This is a genomic window from Tistlia sp. (assembly GCF_040905785.1).
GTDB lineage: Bacteria > Pseudomonadota > Alphaproteobacteria > Kiloniellales > DSM-21159 > Tistlia.
Window position 1 is genome coordinate 1 of record NZ_JBBDQW010000081.1, and the last position, 17,746, is coordinate 17,746.

Consider the following 17,746-nt stretch of genomic DNA (forward strand, 5'->3'; position numbering starts at 1 on the left):
GGGGCTCGCCTAGCGTCCGGGATGACGGGGTCGCACTGACTCGTCTTCCCGGACGCCCAGGGCTTGAGCGGGCGGGCCGGAGCCCGTCGCGCGGCCGTGACCGCCGTCCAGCCCTCCGCCGAGCGGGCAGCGGCCTTGCGCCGTCCGAGGCCATCGCCCCTTTGCGCGGCCGGGCCGCGCGCGCCTATATAGGGCCGCAGGTCCGACAGGCGACGGGAGAACGGCCGGATGAGCAGCGCGACGGCGGAGCGGTCCGAGGGCAGCGAGGCGACGGCGGCACAGCGGCTGCGCCGCCTCGAGGCGCTGCAGCGCAAGGTGCTGTGGCTGTCGAGCTGGACGATCCACAACGCCAACCACCTGCGGGCGAGCCGCGACGGCCTCAAGGTCGGCGGCCACCAGGCCTCCTCGGCCTCGCTGGCGACGCTGATGACGGCGCTCTACTTCGACGTCCTGCGCCCCGAGGACCGGGTCGCGGTGAAGCCCCACGCCAGTCCGGTGTTCCACGCCATCCAGTACCTGCTGGGCAACCAGACGCGCGAGAACCTCGAGGCCTTCCGCGGCTTCGGCGGCGCGCAGTCCTATCCCTCGCGCACCAAGGACGCCGACGACGTCGACTTCTCGACCGGCTCGGTCGGCCTCGGCGTCGCGATGACTTCCTTCGCCAGCCTGGTCCAGGACTACGTCGACCTGAAGGGGCTGCTGCCCGAGGGCCGGCGGACGGGCCGCATGGTCGCCCTGGTCGGCGACGCCGAGCTCGACGAGGGCAACGTCTACGAGGCGCTGCTCGAGGGCTGGAAGCACGACGTGCGGAACGTCTGGTGGGTCATCGACTACAACCGCCAGAGCCTGGACTCGGTGGTCACCGACCGCCTGTTCGGCCAGATCGACAAGCTGTTCGACAGCATGGGCTGGCGCGTCGTCGCGCTGAAGTACGGCAAGAAGCTGCAGGCCGCCTTCGCCGAGCCGGGCGGTGAGGCGCTGCGCCGCTGGATCGACGACTGCCCGAACTCGCTCTACTCGGCGCTGGTCTTCTCGGGCGCCGCCGCCTGGCGCCGGCACCTGCTGGCCGATCTCGGCGAGGAGCCCGGCATCCGCGACCTGCTCGAGCGCCTCGACGACGAGGCGCTCGAGGCGTTGATGACCAATCTCGCCGGGCACGACCTGGAGGCGGTGCTGGAGGCCTTCGGCTCGATCCGCGACGATCGGCCGACCTGCTTCATCGCCTACACCATCAAGGGCTTCGGCCTGCCCTTCGCCGGCCACAAGGACAACCACGCCGGCCTGATGAATGTCGAGCAGATGGCCGAGTTCCGCCGCCGCAACCGGATCGGCGACGGCGAGGAGTGGGCGCCCTTCGCCGGGCTCGACCTGCCGGAGGAGGAGCTGCGCGCCTTCCTCGACCGGGTACCCTTCAACGCCGAGGGCCGCCGCCGCTACCGGGCCGAGCCCGTGCCGCTGCCCGAGGCCTTCCCGGAGCCGACCGGTGCCTCGATGTCGACCCAGGAGGGCTTCGGCAAGATCCTGGCCGAGCTGGCGCGGGAGGACACGCCGCTGGCCGAGCGCCTGGTGACGACCTCGCCGGACGTCACGGTCTCGACCAATCTCGGCGGCTGGGTCAACCGGCGCGGCATCTTCGACCGCCACCCGCGCGAGGACGTCTTCCGCGCCGAGAAGGTGGTCTCGGCGCAGCGCTGGTCGATGTCGCCCGAGGGCCAGCACATCGAGCTCGGCATCGCCGAGAACAACCTCTTTACGCTGCTGGCGGCGCTCGGCCTCAGCCACTCCCTGTTCGGCACCCGGCTGCTGCCGATCGGCACGCTCTACGACCCCTTCGTGCAGCGCGGCCTCGATGCCCTGAACTACGCCTGCTACCAGGACGCCCGCTTCATCGTCGTCGGCACGCCGGCGGGCATCACGCTGGCGCCCGAGGGCGGCGCCCACCAGTCGGTCGCGACGCCGCTGATCGGCATGGCCCAGGACGGCCTCGCCTCCTTCGAGCCGGCCTACGTCGACGAGCTGGCGACGATCCTGCGCTGGGCCTTCGACTACCTGCAGCGCGACGAGTCGCACCCCGGCCATGACGCGCTGCCCGGCACCGACTGGCTGCGCGACGCCAAGGGCGGCTCGGTCTACCTGCGACTCTCGACGCTGTCCCTGGCGCAGCCGCAGCGGCGCCTCGGGGCGGCGGAGCGGGCGCGCATCATCACCGGTGGCTACTGGCTGAAGCAGCCGGCCGAGGGCGCCGAGCTGGCCATCGTCTACAGCGGCGCCGTCGCCGGGCAGGCGCTGGCCGCCTGGGAGCAGCTGGCCGAGGAGCTGCCCGGCGCGGGCCTGCTCGCGGTCACCTCGGCCGACCGGCTCAACGCCGAGTGGTCGGCGGCGCTGCAGGCCCGCCAGCAGGGCCACCCGCGGGCCGAGAGCCACGTCGAGCAGCTGCTCGCGCCGCTCGCCCGCGACGCCGCGCTGGTCACGGTGCTCGATGGCCATCCGACGACCCTCGGCTGGCTGGGCAGCGTGCAGGGCCACCGGGTCCAGGCGCTCGGCGTCGAGCACTTCGGCCAGTCCGGCGACGTGCCCGACCTGCACCGCCACTACCGGATCGACGCCGACGCCATCCTCGACGCCTGCGCCGCGGGGCTGCTCGCGCGCCGGCGCTGAGCCGTGCCGATCGCTGTCCGGTCGTCTTTGACGGCCCGATTTCCTATGCTATAGACCGCGGCTCGCACCGGGTGGGGAGGCATCGGCCTGCCGCCCGGGGTTCGCCGCGGGCGGGCGTGGCGGAATTGGTAGACGCGCAGGATTTAGGTTCCTGTGACCTCGTGTCGTGGGGGTTCAAGTCCCTCCGCCCGCACCACGGCACCCGGTCCGGAGCCGACCCTCCGGGAGACGGGCAGGCGGAGCGGCGCGCGGGCGGCCCTCCGGCGGGCGCCGCGACCTGCGAGGCCGGAGCGAGCGCCGCCCCTGACTGCAGCCGAGAGACGAAAGGGCTAGTGTCCCCATGCAGGTTAACGAGACCCTCAACGAGGGCCTGAAGCGCGAATACACCGTGACCCTGGCCGCCGCCGAGATCGAGGACAAGGTCCAGGCGCGGCTCGCCGAGGTCGCCAAGACGGCGCAGATCCCCGGCTTCCGGCCGGGCAAGGTGCCGACCAGCGTGCTCAAGCAGCGCTACGGCGACGCCGTCCTGGGCGAGATCCTGCAGCAGGCGGTCAACGACGCCACGCAGCAGGCGATCGCCGAGCGCGGCCTGACGCCGGCGATGCAGCCGCAGGTCGAGGTCACGAAGTTCGAGAAGGGCGAGGACCTGGAGTACAAGCTCAAGGTCGAGCTGCTGCCCGAGATCGCGCCGATGGACTTCTCGACGCTCGAGCTCGAGCGCGTCGTCGTCGAGGTCCCCGGCGACGAGGTCGACAAGGCGCTGGAGCGCCTGGCCCAGAACCAGCGCACGACCAAGCCGCTCGAGGCCGAGCGGCCGGCGGCGCACGGCGACGTCCTGGTCATCGACTTCAAGGGCACGGTCGGCGGCGAGGCCTTCCCGGGCATGGAGGGCGAGGACCACCACCTGGAGCTCGGCTCGAACCAGTTCATCGCCGGCTTCGAGGGCCAGCTGACCGGTGCCGCCAAGGGCGAGCAGCGCACCGTCACCGTGACCTTCCCCGAGGGCTACGCCAACGACCAGCTCTCGAACAAGGAGGCGGTCTTCGAGGTCACGGTGAAGGACATCCTGGAGACCGAGGCGACGCCGATCGACGACGAGATGGCGAAGACCTTCGGCGCCGAGAGCCTCGAGGACCTGCGCGCCAAGGTCTCCGAGCAGCTCGGCCAGGAGTTCCAGAACCTGTCGCGCGCCAAGGTCAAGCGCGAGCTGCTCGACAAGCTGGCCGAGCACCACGACTTCGAGGTGCCCCCGGGCATGGTCGAGCAGGAGTTCGAGGCGATCTGGCGCCAGATCGAGGCCGACCGCGAGGGCGGCCGCAGCGATCCCGACGACGAGGGCAAGGACGAGGAGACCCTGAAGCAGGAGTACCGGGCGATCGCCGAGCGGCGCGTGCGCCTCGGCCTGCTGCTCTCCGACGTCGGCCAGAAGAACGGCATCGAGGTCTCGCAGGACGAGCTCAACAAGGCGCTGTTCCAGGAAGCCCAGCGCTATCCCGGGCGCGAGCGCGAGGTCATCGAGTTCTTCCAGAAGAACCCCGAGGCGATCGGCAACCTGCGCGGCCCGGTGTTCGAGGACAAAACCGTCGACTTCATCCTGGCGCTGGCCAAGGTCGAGGAGCGCAAGCTGACGCCGGACGAGCTGCAGAAGGAGCTCGAGGCCGAGGCCGCCGGCGAGACGGCGGACTCGGGGAGCGACGAGGCGAAGGGCAAGGCCAAAGGCAAAGCCAAGAAGGCGCCCGCGAAGGCCGCCGCCGAGGGCGACGCGAAGCCGGCCGCGAAGGCCGCTTCCAAGTCCAAGGCCAAGGCGAAGCCGGCGGCCGGAGAGGGCGCCGCCTCCGAGGAGGCTTGAGGGGACTCGCCCGAGGGCCTAGCTAAGGCAGAGGGATCCGGTCCGGACGGCGTCCGGACCGGCCAGCGAACGACCGGGCCGGACGGCGTCCGGACCGGCCAGCGAACGACCGGGCCGGACGGCGTCCGGACCGGCCAGCGAACGACCGGGCGGCGACCTGCCGGCCCGCACCAAAACGGGGCAGACAAGGGCGAGCATGAGCCACGACATCACGATGAACGCGCTCGTGCCGATGGTGGTCGAGCAGACCAACCGCGGCGAGCGCGCCTACGACATCTTTTCCCGGCTGCTGAAGGAACGGATCATCTTCCTGACCGGCGCGATCAACGACCAGGTCGCCAGCCTGATCTGCGCGCAGCTGCTGTTCCTGGAATCGGACAATCCGAACAAGGACATCGCCTTCTACATCAACTCGCCCGGCGGTTCGGTCTCGGCCGGCCTCGCGGTCTACGACACCATGCAGTACGTCAAGCCCGACGTCTCGACGGTCTGCGTCGGCATCGCCGCCTCGGCCGGCTCGCTGCTGCTGATGGCCGGCGCAAAGGGTAAACGCTACGCGCTGCCCAACGCCCGGGTCATGACGCACCAGCCCTCGGGCGGGTTCCAGGGCCAGGCGACCGACATCGAGATCCACGCCCGCGAGATCCTGGCGGTGCGCGCGCGGCTCAACGAGCTCTACGCCGAGCATTCCGGCCGGACCATCGCCGAGGTCGAGGGCATCATGGAGCGCGACCGCTACATGAGCCCGGACGAGGCGCGCGACTTCGGCCTGATCGACGAGGTCGTCGCCAAGCGGCCGGCCGGGCTCGGCGCGCCCTCGGACGAGGCAGACAAGGGCGGCGAGGGGGCCAAGACGCCATCCTGACCGCCGCGCGACGAACGCAGGGCTCCTCCGGGGCCGCCGCCTGTTGCCTCGGCGGCCTCACGGGACCATTTAAGCCTTTCTTGAAGGTTGTCAGGCGAGACTTTCGATCCTGCGGTGGGCCGATCGGGCGCAGCGCAGGCGGGATTTTTTGCCGTTGTGTGGCACGGCGACGCCTGTCTAACATGACGGCGCGACTCAGGGTGCGAGACGGACGGTCATGACGAAACCCGGCGGCAGCGACTCCAAGAACACGCTGTACTGCTCCTTCTGCGGCAAGAGCCAGCACGAGGTGCGTAAGCTCATCGCGGGGCCGACGGTGTTCATCTGCGATGAATGCGTCGAGCTCTGCATGGATATCATCCGCGAAGAGCACAAGACGACGCTGGTGAAGTCGCGCGACGGCGTGCCGACGCCCCGCGACATCTGCAACGTGCTCGACGATTACGTGATCGGCCAGACCCACGCGAAGCGCGTGCTGTCCGTGGCCGTGCACAACCATTACAAAAGACTGGCCCACGGCGCCAAGCACAACGATGTCGAGCTGGCGAAGTCGAACATCCTGCTGATCGGGCCGACCGGCTGCGGCAAGACGCTGCTCGCCCAGACTCTGGCGCGGATTCTCGACGTGCCCTTCACCATGGCCGACGCGACGACCCTGACCGAGGCCGGCTACGTCGGCGAGGACGTCGAGAACATCATTCTGAAGCTGCTGCAGTCGGCCGACTACAACGTCGAGCGCGCCCAGCGCGGCATCGTCTACATCGACGAGGTCGACAAGATCAGCCGCAAGTCGGACAACCCCTCGATCACCCGCGACGTCTCGGGCGAGGGCGTCCAGCAGGCGCTGCTCAAGATCATGGAAGGCACCGTCGCCTCGGTGCCGCCCCAGGGCGGGCGCAAGCACCCGCAGCAGGAGTTCCTGCAGGTCGACACGACCAACATCCTGTTCATCTGCGGCGGCGCCTTCGCCGGCCTGGAGCGGATCATCGCCCACCGCGGCAAGGGCTCCGCGATCGGCTTCGGCGCCGACGTGCGCGGCCCCGAGGAGCGCCTGACCGGCGAGATCCTGCGCGAGGTCGAGCCGGAGGACCTGCTGAAGTTCGGCCTGATTCCCGAGTTTGTCGGCCGCCTGCCGGTGGTCGCGACCCTCGAGGACCTCGACAACGCGGCGCTGATCGAGATCCTGACCAAGCCGAAGAACGCTTTGGTCAAGCAGTACCAGCGGCTCTTCGAGATGGAAGACATCAGCCTCGAGCTGACCGAGGACGCGCTCAAGGGCATCGCCGAGAAGGCGATCAAGCGCAAGACCGGTGCGCGCGGGCTGCGCTCGATCATGGAGGGCATCCTGCTCGAGCCGATGTTCGACCTGCCGGGCCTCGACGGCGTCGAGGAGATCGTCATCAACCGCGACGTGGTCGATGGGCGGGGCAAGCCGCTGTTCATCTACTCCGACCGCCGCGGCGACGTCGGCGGCACCAGCGCCTGACGCGCCCCCGGCGGCACAGGCGCGAGACATCCTCCGGGAAAGCCGGCCCGGCCGCAGGCCGCCCCGGCACCCGGACTTGAACGACCGCTCCCAGCGGCCAAGTTAGGAGGCCAGGCCACGGGGCCGCTCTGCGCGGACCGTGGCGCGCCGGCGCCGCCTATTCCAGGGGTGCGGACAACCCGAAAGAGGACACATGCTCGATCTCCCCCAAGGCAACCTCTTCCCCGTCCTGCCGTTGCGGGACATTGTCGTCTTTCCCCACATGATCGTGCCGCTGTTCGTCGGCCGCGAGAAGTCGGTTCGCGCCCTCGAGGACGTCATGAAGGACGACAAGCAGATCCTTCTGGTGACCCAGAAGAACGCCGCGCAGGACGATCCCCAGTCGGGCGACATCTATGCCGTGGGGACCGTCGGCACCGTGCTGCAGCTGCTCAAGCTGCCCGACGGCACCGTCAAGGTGCTGGTCGAGGGCGGCCAGCGCGCGCGCATCCAGAAGTTCAGCGACAACACGGAGTTCTTCGAGGCCTACGCCGAGCTGGCCGAGGACACCGGCACCGAAGAGGCCGAGATCGAGGCGCTCGCGCGCACGGTCGTCTCGCAGTTCGAGCAGTACATCAAGCTCAACAAGAAGATCCCGCCCGAGGTGCTGGTCTCGATCAACCAGATCGAGGAGCCCAGCAAGCTGTCGGACACCGTCGCCTCGCACCTCTCGCTGAAGATCCCCGAGAAGCAGGAGCTGCTGGAGACCGTCTCGGTGCCCGAGCGCCTCGAGAAGGTCTACGGCTTCATGGAGGGCGAGATCGGCGTCCTGCAGGTCGAGAAGCGCATCCGCAACCGCGTGAAGCGCCAGATGGAGAAGACCCAGCGGGAGTACTATCTCAACGAGCAGCTCAAGGCGATCCAGAAGGAGCTGGGCGAAACCGAGGACGGCCGCGACGAGGTCGCCGAGATCGAGGAGAAGATCCGCAAGACCAAGCTGTCCAAGGAGGCCCGCGAGAAGGCCACCGCCGAGGTCAAGAAGCTGCGCTCGATGAGCCCGATGTCGGCCGAGGCGACGGTCGTGCGCAACTACCTCGACTGGCTGCTGTCGATCCCCTGGAAGAAGCGGACCCGCGCGCGCATCGACCTGACGCTGGCCGAGAAGACCCTCGACGCCGACCACTACGGCCTGGAGAAGGTCAAGGAGCGGATTCTGGAGTACCTCGCGGTCCAGCAGCGGATGCGCAAGGTCAAGGGGCCGATCCTCTGCCTGGTCGGCCCGCCGGGCGTCGGCAAGACCTCGCTCGGCAAGTCGATCGCCAAGTCGACCGGGCGCAACTTCGTGCGCATGAGCCTGGGCGGCGTGCGCGACGAGGCCGAGGTGCGCGGCCATCGCCGGACCTACATCGGCTCGATGCCGGGCAAGGTCGTGCAGGGCATGAAGAAGGCCAAGTCCTCCAACCCGCTGTTCCTGCTCGACGAGATCGACAAGCTCGGCGCCGACTGGCGCGGCGACCCCTCCTCGGCGCTGCTCGAGGTGCTCGACCCGGAGCAGAACAACTCCTTCAACGACCACTACCTCGAGGTCGACTACGACCTGTCGGACGTGATGTTCATCACCACGGCGAACACGCTGCGCATGCCGCAGCCGCTGCTCGACCGCATGGAGACGATCCGCATCCCCGGCTACACCGAGGACGAGAAGGTCGAGATCGCCAAGCGCCACCTGCTGCCCAAGCAGGTCAAGGAGCACGGCATGAAGAAGGGCGAGTGGTCGATCTCCGACGACGCGCTGCGCGACGTGATCCGCTACTACACCCGCGAGGCCGGGGTGCGGAACCTGGAGCGCGAGCTGGCCGGGCTGCTGCGCAAGGCGGTCAAGGAAATCGGCATGGGCAAGGCCGAGAAGGTCCACCTGACCCGCCGCAACCTCGAGAAGCTGGCCGGCGTGCGCCGCTATCGCTACGGCGAGGCGGAGCAGGAGCCGATGGTCGGCGTCTCGACCGGTCTCGCCTGGACCGAGGTCGGCGGCGAGCTGCTGACCATCGAGGCGGTGACCGTGCGCGGCAAGGGCAAGGTCGTCGCCACCGGCAAGCTCGGCGACGTCATGAAGGAGTCGATCCAGGCGGCCGAGTCCTACGTCAAGAGCCGGGCCGTCGAGTTCGGCATCAAGCCGACGATCTTCGAGCGCAAGGACATCCACGTCCACGTGCCCGAGGGGGCGACGCCCAAGGACGGCCCCTCGGCCGGCGTTTCCATGGTGACGGCCATCGTCTCGACGCTCTCGGGCATTCCGGTGCGCGCGGACGTCGCGATGACCGGCGAGGTCACCCTGCGCGGCCGGGTGCTGCCGATCGGCGGCCTGAAGGAGAAGCTGCTGGCGGCGCTCAGGGGCAACATCAAGACGGTGCTGATCCCGGAGGAGAACGAGAAGGACCTGGCCGACGTGCCCGACAACGTCAAGAAGGGCCTGACCATCATCCCCTGCCGCACGGTCGACGACGTGCTGAAGCATGCCCTGACCGAGATGCCGACCCCGATCGAGTGGACGGAGCCGGAAGAGGCACCCGTGGAGCCCATCTCCAAGGACAACCAGAGCGGCAGGCCCGAGGTGCTCACGCACTGATCGGATGTTGCTACGCATGCAATTCGAGATGCATTCGAGGGGCCTTCGGGCCCCTCGAATCCCTTGAAAAGTGCGGCTTTGCACATTGACGGGACTCAAAACGCGCGCTTACACTCCAAGCCTCTTTCGCAGGAATGTTCCTAAGACAACGATTTCCCTACAGAGAAGGGGGGTTCAACGGTGAACAAGAACGATCTCGTGGCCACGGTTTCCGATAGCGCCGATCTCTCAAAGGCCGATGCGGCCAAGGCGGTAGACGCCGTTTTCGACGCTATCTCCTCGGCGCTCTCGAAGGGCGATGAGGTCCGGTTGGTCGGCTTCGGCACCTTCGCCGTCGCGACCCGCGCTGCCTCCGAGGGCCGCAACCCCCGGACGGGCGAGAAGATCAAGATCGCTGCCTCCAAGCAGCCGAAGTTCAAGGCCGGCAAGGGCCTGAAGGACGCGGTCAACTAATCGACCGCAGCGTCCGAGACAGCGGCCGGCCGTCCGGGGGGAACCTTGGGACGGCCGGCCGTTTCTTTTTGTGCGGGCGGTTAGCTCAGTCGGTAGAGCGCCTCGTTTACACCGAGGATGTCGGGAGTTCGAGTCTCTCACCGCCCACCAGCCCGCCCGCGCCCTCAGCTCGCAGGATTCTTGAGGCCGCGCGCAGAAGCTGCTGATTTCATTCGTTTGGATCGGAGAGTCCCGGGCGGGCAGCGCGCCGGGGTCTCCAGCAAGGGGGAAGCATGACGCGGGTCGAACCGGGCGCCGTCGAGCGGATCTGCTGCATCGGCGCGGGCGTCATCGGCAGCGGCTGGGTGGCGCACTTCCTGGCGCGCGGCTACCGGGTCAGCGCCTGGGACCCGGCGCCGGACGGCGAGGCGCGGATGAACCGCCTGGTCGAGGCCGCCTGGCCGGCCCTCGAGCAACTCGGGCTCGCCGTCGGCGCCAGCCGCGACCGCCTGGTCTTCGAGCCGACGCTGGCCCGGGCCGTCGAGGGCGCCGCCTTCGTCCAGGAGAGCGCGCCCGACCGCCTGCCCCTCAAGATCGACCTGCTGGCCGAGATCGACGCGGCGGCCATGCCCGAGGCGGTGATCGCCTCCTCGACCTCGGGCTTCGGCATGACCGAGATGCAGGTCAAAGCGGCCCGGCCCGAGCGCCTGGTCGTCGGCCATCCCTTCAACCCGCCCTACCTGGTGCCGTTGGTCGAGGTCGTCGGCGGCGCGCGGACCGCGCCCGACGCCGTCGACTGGGCGACGGCCTTCTACGAGGCCGCCGGCAAGACCGCGGTGCGGATGAGCCGCGAGGTGCCCGGCTTCATCGCCAACCGCCTGCAGGAGGCGCTCTGGTACGAGGCCCTGCACATGGTCGCGGCCGGCGAGGCGACGGTCGAGGAGATCGATCTCGCCGTGACCGCCGGGCCCGGCCTGCGCTGGGCCTTCATGGGGCCCTTCCTGACCTTCCACCTGGCCGGCGGCGAGGGCGGCATGGGCCACATGCTCAACCACTGGCCGCCGGGCTCGATGGACCCGGCCTGGACCCGCCTGGTGCCGCCGGCGGTCGAGGGCGCGCTGCGCGACGGCATCGTCGAGGGCTGCGAGGCCGAGGCGGCGGGGCGCGGCCCCACCGAGCTGATCGCCGAGCGCGACCGCAAGCTGATCGCCGTCATCAAGGCCCTGCGCGAGGCCTGAAGGGTCGCCGCCAAGCCTCAGCTGCGGGTCACCCGCTGGGCTTCCTCCAGCACGTTCAGGTCCATGTGATTGCGCATGTAGCGCTCCGCGGCGTCGAGCCCGGGCTGGAAGTCCCAGGCGGTGTAGCGGCCCTGGCGCAGCGCCTCGTAGGCGACCCAGCGGCGGGCCTGGCTGGTGCGCACCTCGGCGTCGAAGGCCTCGAGGTCCCAGCGCTCGGCGACGCGCCGCGCGAAGTCGGCGACCCGGTCGGCCTGCTCCGGGCGCGCCGCCAGGTTGTCCAACTCGTCGGGATCGGCGGCCAGGTCGAAGAGCTGCGGCGGGTCGAGCCGGCAGGCGTTGAACTTCCACTGCCCCTCGCGGATCGAGACGAGCGGCGCATAGGAGCCCTCGGCTGCGTACTCCATCAGCACCGGGGCGCTGCGCTTGCCGCCGCCGGCGAGCCCGAGCAGGCTCTCGCCGTCGATCGGCAGCAGCGCCGAGGCCGGCACGCCGCCGAGCTCCGCCAGGGTCGGCAGCAGGTCGAGCTGCGAGACCGGCGCCTCGACCAGCCCCGGGGCCAGCCCGGGGGCGGCGATGGTCAGGGGGATGCGCGCCGAGCCCTCGAAGAAGCTCATCTTGTACCAGAGCCCGCGCTCGCCGAGCATGTCGCCGTGGTCGGACAGGAAGACGACCGCCGTGTCCTCGGCCTGGCCGCAGCGCTCGAGCACGCCGAGCAGCCGGCCGATCTGGCTGTCCAGGTAGGAGACGTTGGCGAAGTAGGCGCGCCGCGCCCGCGCGACGTCTTCCTCCGTCACCGTGTGGGCGCCCTGGTCGTTGGCCTGCCAGAGCCGGCGGCTGTGCGGGTCGAGCGCCTCGTAGGGAAGCGGCCCGACCCTGGGCGCCAGCGCCGGGCAGTCGGCGTAGAGGTCCCAGAACTCGGGCCGCGCGACGTAGGGGTCGTGGGGATGGGTGAAGCTGACGGTCAGGCACCAGGGCCGCGGGTCCTGGCCGCGCGCCAGGTCGTAGAGCTTGCGCTCGGCCTGGTAGGCGACCTCGTCGTCGAACTCCAGCTGGTTGCTGATCTCGGCGGTGCCGGCGCCGACCACCGAGCCGAGGTTGTGGTACCACCAGTCGATGCGCTCCCCCGGCTTGCGGTAGTCCGGCGTCCAGCCGAAGTCGGCCGGGTAGATGTCGGTGGTCAGGCGCTGCTCGAAGCCGTGCAGCTGGTCGGCGCCGATGAAGTGCATCTTGCCGGACAGGCAGGTCTGATAGCCGGCGCGGCGAAGGTAGTGCGCGTAGGTCGGGATCGCCGAGGCGAACTCGGCGGCGTTGTCGTAGATGCCGGTGCGCGAGGGCAGGGACCCGGTCATGAAGGCGCCGCGCGCCGGCGTGCACAGCGGGCTGCCCGTGTAGCAGTTGGCGAAGCGCAGCGAGCGCTCGGCCAGGGCCGCCAGGTGCGGTGTCTTCAGGAAGCCGGCCGGGCCGTCCGGGAAGAAGGTCCCGGCCAGCTGGTCGACCATCAGGATCAGGATGTTGGGTGCTTTCATGGCGGCAGCCTCCCGGAGGGTTTTCAGCCCGTCTCGCCTGGACGCGCCATGGTGAAGGCGGAATCGGTCAGGGCGTAGTCGCGGTAGCCGAGCCGCGCGATCGGCTTCAGGCGCGCGCTGTCGACGAGCCCCTCGGGGGTCAGGGCCGACTCGGCGATGTGGAAGCCGACGACCTCGCCGATCACCGTGAAGTTGCCGCCCTCGGCATCCCAGCTGGGCAGCTCGAGGGTCTGCAGCCAGCGGCATTCCAGGGCGACGGGCGAGGCGGCGACGCGCGGCGGCGCGACCAGCCGCGAGGCGGCCATCTCGATGCCGGCCTTCTCGGGCTCGCTGACGCCGGGCGGCAGCTCCTCGGCCGAGGCGTTCATGGCGTCGCGCAGGTCCCAGGTCGCCAGGCTGCAGACGAACTCGCGCTGCGCCTCGGCGTTGCGCTGGCTGTCCTTGACGCCGGCGGCGCGGCTGCGGCCGTTCGGCGAGAAGAAGACGATCGGCGGCCGGTCGGCCAGGGCGTTGAAGAAGGAGTAGGGCGCGAGGTTGACCGAGCCGTCCTCGTTCAGCGTTGAGATCCAGCCGATCGGGCGCGGCACGACCAGTGCCTTGAAGGGGTTGTAGGGCAACCCTGCGGCCTTGTGTTCGCCCGCCTTGAAGAACATCGCGCCTCGCTTCCCTCGGTTCGGCTTCCGCAGCGGCGGGTATGGCATGCGCCGCCGGCACTTGCCAGGGCGGGCGCGCCGTGGCTAGCAAAGCGACCCCGCCGAAGGATCGCCCCCTTGCTGATTCAGCTGATCTCGATCGTCACCCCGGTGTTCGGCGCCGTCGCGGTCGGCTTCCTGTGGGCGCGCACGAACCGGCCCTTCGACGTCGCGAGCGTGACCGCCCTGGTGATGTACGTCGGCACGCCCTGCCTGCTGCTCGCCACCTTCGACGAGGTCCGGCTGAGCCCGGCGGCCTTCGGCTCGATGGTCCTGGCGATGCTGCTCTGCCTCGCCGCCATGGGGCTGCTCGGGGCGGCGGTCCTGCGGCTCGCCGGGCTCGAGATCCGCAGCTTCCTGCCGTCGCTGATGTTTCCCAACGCCGGCAACATGGGGCTGTCGCTCTGCCTCTTCGCCTTCGGCGAGCCGGGCCTGGCACTGGCCATCGTGGTCTTCGCGATGATCGCCACCGGGCAGTTCACGCTCGGCGCCGCCCTGTCGCGCGGCACGCTGGAGCCCTGGGGCCTGCTGCGCATGCCGCTGAACTACGCGGTCCTGCTCGGCCTGGCGATGCTGTTCCTCGACGTCCAGCTGCCCGAGCCGGTCGCGCGCAGCTTCAAGCTGCTCGGCGGCCTGACCATCCCGCTGATGCTGATCGCGCTCGGGGTCTCGCTGTCGCGCCTGCGGCCGGGCGGCCTGCCGGTCGCCTTCGCCCTGTCGCTGCTGCGTATCCTCGGCGGCGCCGCCATCGCCCTGGGGGGGGGGGCGCCGCTGCTCGACCTGCCGCCGCTCGAGCGCGGCGTCCTGGTGCTGCAGTTCTCGATGCCGGTGGCCGTCTACAACTACCTCTTCGCCGAGCGCTACGGGCGCGGCGCCAACGAGGTCGCCGGCCTGGTCGTGGTCTCGACGGCGCTGTCGCTGGCCAGCGTGCCGCTGGTCATCTGGCTGTTCCTCTAGCCACGCCGGCGCCTCCGGACCGCCCGGCGCCCAGCCGCTCGAACAGCGCCCTGTAGCGGGCGACGCAGGCGGCCTCGGTGAACTCCGCCAGGTAGCGCCGGTGGCCGGCCTCGGCGAGCGACTCGGCGAGACCGGGGTCGTCGAGGAGGCGGCCGATCGCCGCGGCCAGCGCCGCCGCGTCGTCGATTGGCACCAGAAGGCCGGTGCGGCCGTCCTCGACGAAGGCCCGGGGACCGTCCGCCGCCGCCGCGACCAGGGGGCGGCGGTGCGCCCAGGCCTCGGCGATGACCGTGCCGAAAGCCTCGGAGCGCGAGGGGAAGACGCAGAGGTCGCAGGCCCGCAGCAGCGCGCTCTTGTCGGCCCGCCAGCCCAGGAAGCGCACGCGCTCGGCGACCCCCAGCTCGGCCGCCAGGGCCTCCAGTGCGCCGCGGCTGGGGCCGTCGCCGGCGAGCCAGAGGTGGGCGCGCGGCTCCAGGGCGAGGGCCTGCAGCAGCGTGTCCAGGCCCTTGGCGGGGTGCAGCCGCCCGAGCGACAGCAGCAGCGGCGCGTCCTCGGGCGTGCCGAGCGCGGCGCGCGGCAGCGCCGGCTCGTCGCCCAGGGTCGAGAAGTTCGGCATGTAGTGCAGCCGCTCGCGCGGCCAGCCGAGGCCGGCGTAGCGCTCGACCAGCTGCGGCGTGATGCACAGCAGGTGGTCGCAGCCCCTGAAGTACTTGGGATCGTAGTAGCCGCCGATGCGGGCGAGCTTGAGGTGCGGGCCGGGCGGCATCATCGCGGAGGCGCGGCTCATCCAGGACAGGACGACGTCGGGGCGCCACTCGGCGACCAGGCGGCGCAGCCGCCAGCGCGTCGCCAGGTCGAGCGGCCCGCCGAAGCGCAGCTGCTCGGGCTCCAGGCCGCCGGCTGCGAGCGCGGCGGCGCGGCCGGGATTACGCCGGATCGCGAGTCGCTGCTCGAGGCCGGCCCGGTGCAGGGCCAGGGCCAGGCTGACGAAGAAGGTCTCGGCGCCGCCGTGCTCGGCGCCGGCCATGGTCTGCAGCAGGCGCATGGGCGCTGTCCGCCGGGCCGGTGGTCGGGCGCCCTGACTAGCATCCGGAGCGGGCGCCTGTCATCGGCGGGCGCGGGGGCCGGCGCGGGCGAGGCGCCGGCGACGGGGCCGGCCCGGAATCCGCCAGGGGCGCGCTTGACAGGGCCGGGGGGCTGGCGTACATGACGCCTCCGCTTCGGCGGCGGCACGCTTGCCTGCCGGTCGTTGGTCTGGGGGTGTAGCTCAGTCGGTTAGAGCGCCGGCCTGTCACGCCGGAGGCCGCGGGTTCGAGTCCCGTCACTCCCGCCACCGACGATTTTTCCCGCGCGAATTCGCACATGTCTGAAGACGGCCGGACAAGCCGTTGATTCGGCTTGCCGATTCGGCGGCCCTTTCGGGACATTCGGGCATTGCACCGGGCGGCGGTCCCTCTATATTGCGGCGCATAGGTGGCAGCGACGCTGGGGCCGGGCCGGAGGACGTTCCGGTTGATCCGGCGTTGTGCGCTGCGATAGTGATGGGCCCTCCCCCTGGCGGGCGTCGCGCCAAGCGCGCGACCGGCCTGCGAGGCGCGGGGTGGACCGGGACCGAGGACCTTCGATGGACGCGCTGCTCGCCGAGTACCTGCCGATCCTGCTCTTCATCGGCATCGCCGTGGGCATGGCCCTGGCCATGGTCGTGGCCTCCTACGTGGTCGCCCGCCAGCGTCCGGACAGCGAGAAGGTCTCGGCCTACGAGTGCGGCTTCGAGGCCTTCGACAGCGCGCGCGGCAAGTTCGACGTGCGCTTCTACCTGGTCGCCATCCTGTTCATCATCTTCGACCTGGAGGTCGCCTTCCTGTTCCCCTGGGCGATCAGCCTGGGCGAGATCGGGCTCTTCGGGTTCTGGTCGATGATCGTGTTCCTGGGACTGTTGACCATCGGCTTCGTCTACGAATGGAAGAAGGGAGCCCTGGAATGGGAGTGAGCGCCGCCGAGACACGCGGAGCGCCGGGCGGCCTGCCGCTGGTGCCCGGCGTCCAGCAGGACGCCGTCCTGCGCGGGGTCACCACCGAGCTGACCGACAAGGGCTTCGTCGTCGCCCAGCTCGACAAGCTGGCGGCCTGGGCGCAGAGCGGCTCGCTGTGGCCGATGACCTTCGGCCTGGCCTGCTGCGCCGTCGAGATGATGCACACCGCCGCCAGCCGCTACGACCTCGACCGCTTCGGCGCCGTCTTCCGGCCGAGCCCGCGGCAGTCCGACGTGATGATCGTCGCCGGCACGCTGTGCAACAAGATGGCGCCGGCCCTGCGTAAGGTCTACGACCAGATGGCCGAGCCGCGCTGGGTGATCTCGATGGGCTCCTGTGCCAACGGCGGCGGCTACTACCACTATTCCTATTCGGTGGTGCGCGGCTGCGACCGCATCGTGCCGGTCGACATCTACGTGCCGGGCTGCCCGCCGACCGCCGAGGCGCTGCTCTACGGCGTGCTGCAGCTGCAAAAGAAGATCAAGCGCGGCGCCGCCATCGCCCGCTGAGGGCGCGGCCGGCTCGCGGCGGAGACCGCGCGGGAGACACGTGATGGCTGCCTACGACCCCCAATCGGCGCTCGCTGAGCTCGGCGACTACCTCGCCGCGGCGCGCGCCCAGGACATCACCCGGGTCGAGACGATCGTCGGCCAGCTGGTCGTCTGGACCGGGCGCGACCGCCTGCTCGACCTGCTGGTGTTTCTGCGCGACGACCCCAACACCCTGTTCAAGCAGCTGGTCGACGTGACCTGCGTCGACTACCCCGGCCGGCCGGAGCGCTTCGAGGTCGTCTACAACCTGCTCTCGCTGAAGCACAACCTGCGGCTCCGGGTGAAGCTGGTCACCGACGAGGAGACGCCGGTGCCCTCCTGCTGGGGCGTGTTCAGCTCCTCGAACTGGTTCGAGCGCGAGGTCTGGGACCTCTACGGCGTGTTCTTCTCGAACCACCCGGACCTGCGCCGGATCCTCACCGACTACGGCTTCGAGGGGCATCCGCTGCGCAAGGACTTCCCGCTGACCGGCTACGTCGAGGTGCGCTACGACGAGGACCAGAAGCGGGTCGTCTACGAGCCCGTGGACCTGGTCCAGGAGTTCCGCAACTTCGATTTCGTCTCGCCCTGGGAGGGCATGCTGCAGCTGCCGGGCGACGAGAAGGCCGAGCAGCCGGGACCCAAGGCGACCGGCGAGAGGGCGATGGGCGAGAAGGCGGCAGGCGCGAAGGCGATGGGGGAGGGGAAGGCCTGATGGCCGAGCAGACGATCAAGCCGATGACCCTGAACTTCGGGCCGCAGCATCCCGCGGCCCACGGGGTGCTGCGCCTGGTCCTGGAGATGGACGGCGAGGTCATCGAGCGCGCCGACCCGCACATCGGCCTGCTGCACCGCGGCACCGAGAAGCTGATCGAG

14 protein-coding genes, 3 tRNA genes and 1 pseudogene are annotated in these 17,746 nt (G+C 70.3%); 15 read left to right on the plus strand and 3 right to left on the minus strand.

Annotated elements, in window-relative coordinates; all coding sequences use genetic code 11:
- Positions 1-228: 228 nt before the first annotated feature.
- The 9 genes from WD341_RS19020 to WD341_RS19060 all read left to right on the plus strand — a co-directional run bounded on the left by WD341_RS19020 (position 229) and on the right by WD341_RS19060 (position 11,133).
- Entirely contained in the window at positions 229-2,658 is a 2,430-nt protein-coding gene (locus WD341_RS19020) for a transketolase (RefSeq protein WP_368427072.1), read from the plus strand.
- A gap of 110 nt (positions 2,659-2,768) precedes the next feature.
- A tRNA-Leu gene (locus tag WD341_RS19025) sits at positions 2,769-2,854 on the plus strand.
- Between the two features lie 144 nt (positions 2,855-2,998).
- Positions 2,999-4,507: a trigger factor gene (gene tig, locus WD341_RS19030; RefSeq protein WP_368427073.1), complete on the plus strand. Its 1,509-nt coding sequence runs from the start codon at positions 2,999-3,001 to the stop codon at positions 4,505-4,507.
- 196 nt (positions 4,508-4,703) lie between these two features.
- Positions 4,704-5,372: an ATP-dependent Clp protease proteolytic subunit gene (locus tag WD341_RS19035; protein WP_368427074.1), complete on the plus strand. Its 669-nt coding sequence runs from the start codon at positions 4,704-4,706 to the stop codon at positions 5,370-5,372.
- Between the two features lie 217 nt (positions 5,373-5,589).
- Positions 5,590-6,858: an ATP-dependent Clp protease ATP-binding subunit ClpX gene (clpX, locus tag WD341_RS19040; protein ID WP_368427075.1), complete on the plus strand. Its 1,269-nt coding sequence runs from the start codon at positions 5,590-5,592 to the stop codon at positions 6,856-6,858.
- Between the two features lie 193 nt (positions 6,859-7,051).
- Positions 7,052-9,463 carry an endopeptidase La gene (gene lon, locus WD341_RS19045; RefSeq protein ID WP_368427076.1) on the plus strand — a complete coding sequence of 804 codons (2,412 nt, stop codon included), beginning with the start codon at positions 7,052-7,054 and terminating at the stop codon, positions 9,461-9,463.
- 180 nt (positions 9,464-9,643) lie between these two features.
- Positions 9,644-9,916: an HU family DNA-binding protein gene (locus tag WD341_RS19050; protein ID WP_368427077.1), complete on the plus strand. Its 273-nt coding sequence runs from the start codon at positions 9,644-9,646 to the stop codon at positions 9,914-9,916.
- Positions 9,917-9,990: 74 nt separating this feature from the next.
- A tRNA-Val gene (locus tag WD341_RS19055) sits at positions 9,991-10,066 on the plus strand.
- 122 nt (positions 10,067-10,188) lie between these two features.
- A complete protein-coding gene (locus tag WD341_RS19060; protein WP_368427078.1) occupies positions 10,189-11,133 on the plus strand; it encodes a 3-hydroxyacyl-CoA dehydrogenase NAD-binding domain-containing protein in 945 nt (314 codons plus the stop codon).
- A gap of 17 nt (positions 11,134-11,150) precedes the next feature.
- Here WD341_RS19060 and betC read toward each other — a convergent pair whose 3' ends face one another.
- Together betC and WD341_RS19070 are read right to left on the minus strand one after the other, a co-directional pair.
- Positions 11,151-12,659, minus strand: a complete 1,509-nt coding sequence (gene betC / locus WD341_RS19065; RefSeq protein ID WP_368427079.1) for a choline-sulfatase — start codon at positions 12,657-12,659, stop codon at positions 11,151-11,153.
- 23 nt (positions 12,660-12,682) lie between these two features.
- Complete coding sequence (locus tag WD341_RS19070) at positions 12,683-13,312, minus strand: flavin reductase family protein (protein ID WP_368427080.1); 630 nt, start codon at positions 13,310-13,312, stop codon at positions 12,683-12,685.
- 117 nt (positions 13,313-13,429) lie between these two features.
- Between WD341_RS19070 and WD341_RS19075 the strand changes: the two genes are divergently transcribed.
- Entirely contained in the window at positions 13,430-14,308 is an 879-nt protein-coding gene (locus tag WD341_RS19075) for an AEC family transporter (protein WP_368427081.1), read from the plus strand.
- Here WD341_RS19075 and WD341_RS19080 read toward each other — a convergent pair.
- Entirely contained in the window at positions 14,289-15,353 is a 1,065-nt protein-coding gene (locus tag WD341_RS19080) for a glycosyltransferase (protein WP_368427082.1), read from the minus strand. The genes WD341_RS19075 and WD341_RS19080 overlap by 20 nt on opposite strands.
- Positions 15,354-15,564: 211 nt before the next feature.
- On the opposite strand from WD341_RS19080, the gene WD341_RS19085 reads away from it, so the two are divergent.
- The 5 genes and pseudogenes from WD341_RS19085 to WD341_RS19105 form a co-directional block, all read left to right on the plus strand.
- A tRNA-Asp gene (locus WD341_RS19085) sits at positions 15,565-15,641 on the plus strand.
- A 291-nt stretch (positions 15,642-15,932) separates the two neighbouring features.
- The gene (locus tag WD341_RS19090; RefSeq protein WP_368427083.1) at positions 15,933-16,298 is read left to right on the plus strand and encodes an NADH-quinone oxidoreductase subunit A; all 366 of its coding nucleotides are present in this window, start codon (positions 15,933-15,935) and stop codon (positions 16,296-16,298) included.
- Positions 16,289-16,849 (plus strand): NADH-quinone oxidoreductase subunit B family protein, encoded by a 561-nt coding sequence (locus tag WD341_RS19095; protein ID WP_368427084.1) that lies wholly within the window; start codon positions 16,289-16,291, stop codon positions 16,847-16,849. Before WD341_RS19090 ends, WD341_RS19095 begins: the two co-directional genes overlap by 10 nt.
- 43 nt (positions 16,850-16,892) lie before the next feature.
- The gene (locus WD341_RS19100) at positions 16,893-17,585 is read left to right on the plus strand and encodes an NADH-quinone oxidoreductase subunit C (protein WP_368427085.1); all 693 of its coding nucleotides are present in this window, start codon (positions 16,893-16,895) and stop codon (positions 17,583-17,585) included.
- A pseudogene (locus tag WD341_RS19105) lies at positions 17,585-17,746 on the plus strand (NADH-quinone oxidoreductase subunit D); the annotation flags it as partial. The gene WD341_RS19100 and the pseudogene WD341_RS19105, both read left to right, overlap by 1 nt.

What these genes read in the sequence shown, in the direction of transcription:
- WD341_RS19035 (WP_368427074.1), top strand. Translation starts at nt 4,704, where the DNA reads ATGAGCCACGACATCACGATGAACGCGCTCGTGCCGATGGTGGTCGAG.
- WD341_RS19060 (WP_368427078.1), top strand. Translation starts at nt 10,189, where the DNA reads ATGACGCGGGTCGAACCGGGCGCCGTCGAGCGGATCTGCTGCATCGGC.
- WD341_RS19080 (WP_368427082.1), bottom strand. Translation starts at nt 15,353, where the DNA reads ATGCGCCTGCTGCAGACCATGGCCGGCGCCGAGCACGGCGGCGCCGAG.
- WD341_RS19100 (WP_368427085.1), top strand. Translation starts at nt 16,893, where the DNA reads ATGGCTGCCTACGACCCCCAATCGGCGCTCGCTGAGCTCGGCGACTAC.
- betC (WP_368427079.1), bottom strand. Translation starts at nt 12,659, where the DNA reads ATGAAAGCACCCAACATCCTGATCCTGATGGTCGACCAGCTGGCCGGG.
- WD341_RS19070 (WP_368427080.1), bottom strand. Translation starts at nt 13,312, where the DNA reads ATGTTCTTCAAGGCGGGCGAACACAAGGCCGCAGGGTTGCCCTACAAC.
- clpX (WP_368427075.1), top strand. Translation starts at nt 5,590, where the DNA reads ATGACGAAACCCGGCGGCAGCGACTCCAAGAACACGCTGTACTGCTCC.
- WD341_RS19020 (WP_368427072.1), top strand. Translation starts at nt 229, where the DNA reads ATGAGCAGCGCGACGGCGGAGCGGTCCGAGGGCAGCGAGGCGACGGCG.
- WD341_RS19095 (WP_368427084.1), top strand. Translation starts at nt 16,289, where the DNA reads ATGGGAGTGAGCGCCGCCGAGACACGCGGAGCGCCGGGCGGCCTGCCG.
- lon (WP_368427076.1), top strand. Translation starts at nt 7,052, where the DNA reads ATGCTCGATCTCCCCCAAGGCAACCTCTTCCCCGTCCTGCCGTTGCGG.
- tig (WP_368427073.1), top strand. Translation starts at nt 2,999, where the DNA reads ATGCAGGTTAACGAGACCCTCAACGAGGGCCTGAAGCGCGAATACACC.
- WD341_RS19090 (WP_368427083.1), top strand. Translation starts at nt 15,933, where the DNA reads ATGGACGCGCTGCTCGCCGAGTACCTGCCGATCCTGCTCTTCATCGGC.